Here is a 1,851-nt window from a genome sequence, read left to right as displayed (position 1 = left end):
GGATCAAATGCGTCCTGGCCTGACCAAAGACGACATCTACAAAATCCTCGGCCGTCCTCACTACGACGAAGGCATGGGCGTGCGTGAATGGGACTACCTGTTCCACTTCTACACCCCGGGCGTAGGCGTTGACCCTGAAAACACTTCCGGCGTTGAAGGCATCACTACTTGCCAATACAAAGTGATCTTCGACAAAGACAAATTTGCACGCAGCTTTTTCTGGAATCCAGTATTCCCTAAAGATGCCGTATGTCCTCCTCCAGCACCTACACCTAAACCTAAACAAGAGCCTCAAGTGATCATCCGCGAGATCATTAAAGAAGCTCCTGAACGCATCCGTCAATAAGGACAAATTTGAAACGGATCCTATTGGGTATAGCCTTGGCAGCAGGCCTGAATTCTTTGGCCGCTGCCGATGCTGTCAGCGACTATATCCAACGCAAAAAAGTTGTGGTCAATACAGCTAAGGCGGAGCTTTGCTTTGCCGATGACGGTCAGTGCCATCCGGTACTGATTGGCAAGACCACGCCGAAAGGCAAATTCAATATGACGCCGATGATGACCAGCAAACCGGGTTACGGTGGCGAAGTTATCGGCTTCAAAGAAGAAAATGACTTTCTGTTTGCGTTACATAGGGTATGGACGCTCAAGCCACAAGAAAGACGCATGGAACGCATCGTCTCCCCTCATGTGGCCGACCGCATCATAACCAATGGTTGTATCAACGTACAAAGCCATGTGTACGAAAAACTGCGTCAGTACTTCATTTTAGAAATCATCTGATGTAGGCTTTAGTTTGAATAAAGGCCGTCTGAATATTTTTCAGACGGCCTTTTCTTTTTATTAGTAAAACCTTTTATGTTTGGATATATTGATATGGTCTTAGACAGCGCGGCAACTTTGTTGAAGCTGCTGATTCAGGAAAAGAAAACTCTATCAATCTAACGCGTAAATCTAAAAGAAAGGCCGCCTAAAAGTTTGGGCAGCCTTTATTGTTTACAAACAAAGAATATGTTAACCTCTTGTTATCGAATAGACTTAATTATTCGTAATATTATTTCACAAAGCAAAAAGGACTCTATCTTATGAACCGTCGTCAATTTATCGGCAGCGCCGCTGCTGTTTCCCTCACTGCCGCCGCTTCTTTTGCCCGCGCTCACGACCATGCAGGCCATGCACACCACGCCGGTCATGCTGGTCACGCGCATTCTGCACCGCGCGCCTATGAAGCTGCGCGCAAAGCGGCCGCACATTGCGTTGAAGCCGGTCAAATCTGTCTGGCACACTGCATCGCCCTGTTGAGCGAAGGCGATACCTCCATGAAAGACTGCGCAGCCGGCGCTAACCAAATGTTGGCACTGTGCGGCACATTGCAAAACCTCGCTGCCCAAAATTCACGCCTGACTCCGTCTTTGGCAAAAGTGTGCATCGAAGCCTGCAAACAATGTGCTGCCGCCTGCAAAGAACACGCCGGCCACCACGCTGAATGCAAAGCCTGCTACGAATCTTGCTTGGCTTGCATTAAAGAATGCGAAAAAATTGCCGCTTAATCAATATTAAAAAAGGCCGTCTGAATTTCAGACGGCCTTTTATTTTGCTATTTTGTTCATGCTATTCGGCTGCAAGCTCTTGCTCATCCAGCAGTTTTTTCCGAACAATTGCAGGATTGCCCGCAGCCACGCAATAAGGCGGCACATCTTTGGTGACCACCGAACCTGCACCGATTACCGCGCCCTTGCCGATGGTAACACCGCCCATGATAATCGCACGCCGACCAATCCAAACATCATCTTCAATCACAATCGGGCTGATATCTGTATAACCTTCAAAGCGGCGGGTTTCAGGGTTGAA

General features: G+C 48.1%; 4 protein-coding genes. 3 read left to right on the top strand and 1 reads right to left on the bottom strand.

The features are described from left to right. From ACTHSP_RS20235 to ACTHSP_RS20225, 3 genes are all read left to right on the top strand, one after another. The coding region (locus ACTHSP_RS20235; protein ID WP_440346792.1) for an outer membrane protein assembly factor BamE at positions 1 to 346 on the top strand (346 nt) is incomplete at its 5' end. Positions 347 to 354: 8 nt separating this feature from the next. Continuing rightward, positions 355 to 783, top strand: coding sequence for a L,D-transpeptidase (locus ACTHSP_RS20230; protein WP_070632731.1), 429 nt, complete (start codon positions 355 to 357; stop codon positions 781 to 783). A gap of 302 nt (positions 784 to 1,085) precedes the next feature. Then, positions 1,086 to 1,550 (top strand): four-helix bundle copper-binding protein, encoded by a 465-nt coding sequence (locus ACTHSP_RS20225; protein ID WP_070632729.1) that lies wholly within the window; start codon positions 1,086 to 1,088, stop codon positions 1,548 to 1,550. Between the two features lie 61 nt (positions 1,551 to 1,611). Here ACTHSP_RS20225 and ACTHSP_RS20220 read toward each other — a convergent pair. Then, positions 1,612 to 1,851: DapH/DapD/GlmU-related protein (locus ACTHSP_RS20220; RefSeq protein ID WP_440346791.1), on the bottom strand; the 240-nt coding region annotated here is incomplete at its 5' end.

The sequence above is a fragment of the Neisseria sp. P0001.S005 genome (assembly GCF_051963715.1).
Note: the sequence above shows the minus strand (reverse complement) of the source record. Positions and strands in the feature narration are given on the sequence as shown.

Bases quoted from the DNA above. Each gene is read 5' to 3' on its own strand.
- ACTHSP_RS20225 (WP_070632729.1), top strand. From the start codon at position 1,086: ATGAACCGTCGTCAATTTATCGGCAGCGCCGCTGCTGTTTCCCTCACT.